Here is a 4,594-nt window from a genome sequence, read left to right as displayed (position 1 = left end):
GAGATACAGCAGTCCTAGTCCGTGGCCAGGAGGCGGTCCAGCAGGCGATCCGCTGCCTCTGGGATGACTGTGCCCGGCGGGAAGATCTCGGCAGCGCCGGCTTGCCGCACCGCGTCATAGTCCTGCGGTGGGATGACGCCGCCGGCGACGATCAGCATGTCGCCGCGGCCGAGCTTTTTAAGCGCGTCGCGCAGTTCGGGGATCAGCGTCAGATGTCCCGCCGCCAGCGACGAGGCGCCGACGATGTGGACGTCCTGTGCGACCGCCAGCCTGGCGATCTCATCCGGTGTCTGGAACATAGCGCCGACGGTGACGTCGAAGCCGAGATCGGCGAAGGCCGTAGCGATGACCTTCTGGCCACGGTCGTGGCCGTCCTGGCCCATCTTGGCGACGAGAATGCGCGGCTTGCCGCCGGCCTTCTTCTCGAAGGCGTCAAGCTTGTCCTGCAGCCCGTCGACCACGGGATGATCGCCAAGCGCCTTGCGATAGATGCCGGAAATGGTCTGCACCGTAGCGACGTGGCGCCCAAAGGCTCTTTCCAACGCGAATGAAATCTCGCCGACCGTTGCATTGGCGCGCGCGGCTCGGATGGCGAATTCCAGCAGGTTTTCAGTGCCTTGCGCGGCACGGGTCAGCGCATCGAGTGCGCTTTCGACGGCGGCGACGTCGCGCGTGCCCTTCAGCCGTTGCAGCTTCGACAATTGCCGGGCCCTGACCTCGGCATTGTCGATCTTCAGCACGTCGACCTCGATGTCGGTCTCGGGCCGATGGGCGTTGACGCCGACCAGCATCTGCTCGCCGGAATCGATCCGCGCCTGCGTGCGCGCGGCAGCTTCCTCGATGCGCAGCTTGGGAATGCCCTGTTCGGTCGCCGCCGCCATGCCGCCGAGCGCCTCGACCTCCTCGATATGGGCAAGCGCGCGCGCCGCCAGATCATGCGTCAGCCGTTCAAGATAGGCCGAACCGCCCCACGGGTCGATGATGCGCGTGGTGCCGGATTCCTTTTGCAGGATGAGCTGGGTGTTGCGGGCGATCCGCGCCGAATGGTCGGTCGGCAGCGCCATCGCCTCGTCGAAGGAATTGGTGTGCAGCGATTGGGTGTGGCCCTGCGTTGCAGCCATTGCCTCGATCATGGTGCGGACAATGTTGTTGTAGGGATCCTGCGCCGTCAGCGACCAGCCAGAAGTCTGGCAATGGGTGCGCAGCGACAACGAGCGCTCGTCCTTGGGCGAAAAATTCTTCTGCATCAGGGTCGCCCACAACAGGCGCGCGGCCCGCAGCTTGGCGACTTCCATGAAGAAATTCATGCCGATGGCCCAGAAGAAGGACAGGCGCGGCGCAAAGCGGTCAATGTCGAGGCCCGCCGCGACGCCGGCGCGGGCATACTCGATGCCATCGGCGATCGTATAGGCGAGTTCAAGGTCGGCCGTCGCGCCGGCCTCCTGCATGTGATAGCCGGAGATCGAGATCGAATTGAACTTCGGCATGTTCTTCGATGTGTACGAGAAGATGTCCGACACGATCCGCATCGAGGGTTTCGGCGGATAGATGTAGGTGTTGCGGACCATGAACTCCTTCAGAATGTCGTTCTGAATGGTGCCGGCGAGATCTTTCTGCGCAACGCCCTGTTCTTCCGCCGCGACAATGTAGAGCGCCATGATCGGCAGCACCGCGCCGTTCATCGTCATCGATACCGTCATCTCGCCGAGCGGAATGCCGTCGAAGAGCTGCCGCATGTCGAGAATGGAATCGATGGCGACGCCAGCCATGCCGACATCGCCGGCAACGCGCGGATGATCGCTGTCATAGCCGCGATGCGTGGCGAGATCGAAGGCGACCGACAGGCCCTTCTGGCCAGCGGCAAGGTTGCGCCGGTAAAAGGCGTTGGATTCTTCGGCCGTCGAGAAGCCGGCATATTGCCGGATGGTCCAGGGCTGCTGGACATACATGGTCGGGTAGGGGCCGCGCACGAAGGGCGGCAGGCCGGGATAGGTGTCGAGATGCGGCAACCCCTTGAGGTCGCTTTGATTGTACAGATGCTTGGCGACGAGCCCTTCCGGCGTGGTCCGCTGGCCTTTGACCTCGACGGGAGCGCGGCGTGGCGGGACCCAGCCGATCTGGCCGAAGTCCGGGATCAAGAGCCGGCTCCGATCGATTGGTCGATGCGGACTGGAAACAGCGCCTCGCAGACGGCAACGCCTTCGGTGAAGGCCGGCCGCCGTTCCGCCGCCAGCGTCTCGACCGGACGTTCGTCTTTCGATGGATAGAGCGTGGTGCCGATGATGGCCCGTTGGCCTGTGCGGTAGGCTGCATTGCGCTGCTCCGCAGCTGCGTGGACGCGCTTCTGGATGCGTCCGTCCTGAAGGCTGGACAGGACACCGCCCTCGGCTTCGATCGTCTGCAATTCCGCCCAGGCCAACTCGCACAACTCCGCGGTCAAAGCCTCGACGGCGCCGGAACCATAGGCGGGATCGGTGACATGATCGATATGGCTTTCATTGGCCATGATCAGCTGCGTGTTGCGGGCAACACGACGGGCAAAACCCGCCGGCAGACCATGCGCGATCGTGTGCGGCAGGATGGAGATCGAATCGGCGCCGCCGCACGCCGCGGCAAAGCATGCAATGGTGGTGCGCAGGATGTTGGTCTCCGGATCCATCGCCGTCATCATGCGAAACGACGTCTCGGCATGGATATTGGCGGTGGATGTCGGGATCGAACAAGCCTCCTGCACCCGCGCCCATAGTCTGCGCAATGCTCGCATCTTGGCCGTCGACAGCAACTGGTCCTGGTCGACGCTGAGCGCAAAACCGATATGCGGTGCGGCATAGACAAGCGGCTGCCGCGCCGTCTCGAACATTCTGAGATAGGAGACAGCCGAAGCCAGCATGATGCCAAGTTCCTGCGCTTCCGTCGCGCCGGCATTGTGGAACACGCGCCCGTCAGCTTCCAGCAGCACGCCCGGAACGCCCATCGCGAAGAAGTGCGCCAGCGACTGTGGCATAGAGGCCTGCAGCGCCTCGATCGACATGCGCAGCCGACCGGTTCCCGCGAAGATCGCCGCTGGATCGATGCCGAAGGAGAGGTTGAGCTTTGCCGGGTCCGATCGCCGCTTGCTCAGGAACGCGACCAGCCAGTCGGCCACGGCGCGGCTCCAGGGATGGGCGTCGATGCGAACCTGGATGCGGTTGAGCGGTATGCCGTCCAGCACCGCCTCCAGCGCCTCCGCCGTTCTCGGCAAGCCGTAGCCGAACGCGTTGGGCGCCCCTTCGAAGACCAGCGACAATCCCGTGGCACCCTGTGCAACATCCTCCAGCGCTTGGCTTCTGGCACGGTCGATGTCCGGATCGTCGATGCGCTGGCTGACGATCCATGGCGATTTCGGGTTTGTACGCACGATCGGTTCCGCCGCGGTGCTGCGGTCGTAGAGCGGTTCGATACGGATGTTGTCATCGCTGTGCGAGACCAGCTTTTCCTCGAAGGAAGCGCCTGCCAATGCCTTTTCCGCCAAGGCGAGCCATCGCTGACGCTCGGCGTTCTCGGGTTCCACGTCCTGGATCAAGGCTCCGGCGCCCATCCGTCCTCCTCGTTTCATGCGGCCGCACCAGCCGGGAGCGGTTCAGTCTACGGTCCCCGGTCCGATATCGCAATGCAATGCGCTTTCAGAGACCGGATTCGATCCATCAGATATAGGTCAGTCCGCGTGGACGACGATTGCCAAACAGCGGCAAAATCCGCAAGCTCCAAAAACCCGATCTGAACGAATGGGGCCGATTTGGGCGAATGGCCCGGATTTGGACGAATGGCCCCGATTTGGACGAATGGCATTGTCGCTGTGCAATGGCCTCACTATACCTGCGGCAAGGCCACTGGCTTTAGACACATCAGTTTGCGGAGACCGGACATATGGCTGACGAGACCAGTATTTTCATCGGCGCCAGCCGAAAGCCCGACGACAGCTATCAGCGTGCCGAGCAGTTGTTGCTGCGATATGGGAATCGTCACGGCCTGGTGACCGGCGCCACCGGCACCGGCAAGACCGTCACCTTGCAGATCCTGGCCGAAGGATTTTCCAACGCCGGCGTGCCGGTGTTCTGCGCGGACATCAAGGGTGATCTGTCGGGCATCGCGATGATGGGCACGGCACAGGATTTCCTCGTCAAGCGGGCCGAACAGGTCAAGCTCGATCCGTATGACTTCCAGGAATTTCCCGTTATCTTCTGGGACTTGTTCGGCGAGCAGGGTCATCCGATCCGCGCCACGGTCTCGGAAATGGGGCCGTTGTTGCTGTCGCGCCTGATGAACCTGACCGAGGCGCAGGAAGGCATCATGAACATCGCCTTCCGCCTGGCGGACGAGGAAGGCTTGCTGCTGCTCGACATGAAGGATCTGCAGGCGCTGCTCGCCAACATCGCCGAGCGCGCCGACGAGATCGGCTCGCGCTATGGCAACGTGACGAAGCCATCGGTCGGGGCTATCCAGCGCACGCTGCTGGTCCTCGAACAGCAGGGGGCCGCAAACTTCTTCGGCGAACCGGCACTGCGTATCGCCGATATCATGCGCACCACCCGCGACGGACGCGGCGCCATCAGCG

Annotated in this window: 3 protein-coding genes; 1 reads left to right on the top strand and 2 read right to left on the bottom strand. The window is 63.3% G+C overall.

From position 1 onward, the window contains the following. Positions 1 to 14: 14 nt before the first annotated feature. Together scpA and EN914_RS25250 are read right to left on the bottom strand one after the other, a co-directional pair. On the bottom strand, positions 15 to 2,138 hold the full coding sequence (scpA, locus tag EN914_RS25255) for a methylmalonyl-CoA mutase (protein WP_024505549.1): 2,124 nt from the start codon (positions 2,136 to 2,138) through the stop codon (positions 15 to 17). Further along, entirely contained in the window at positions 2,135 to 3,577 is a 1,443-nt protein-coding gene (locus EN914_RS25250) for a methylmalonyl-CoA mutase subunit beta (RefSeq protein WP_024505548.1), read from the bottom strand. Before EN914_RS25250 ends, scpA begins: the two co-directional genes overlap by 4 nt. Before the next feature lie 329 nt (positions 3,578 to 3,906). On the opposite strand from EN914_RS25250, the gene EN914_RS25245 reads away from it, so the two are divergent. Next, positions 3,907 to 4,594: helicase HerA-like domain-containing protein (locus EN914_RS25245; protein WP_127389333.1), on the top strand; the 688-nt coding region annotated here is incomplete at its 3' end.

Source organism: Mesorhizobium sp. M7A.F.Ca.CA.001.08.2.1, assembly GCF_003998455.1.
Lineage (GTDB): Bacteria > Pseudomonadota > Alphaproteobacteria > Rhizobiales > Rhizobiaceae > Mesorhizobium > Mesorhizobium ciceri.
Note: the sequence above shows the minus strand (reverse complement) of the source record. Positions and strands in the feature narration are given on the sequence as shown.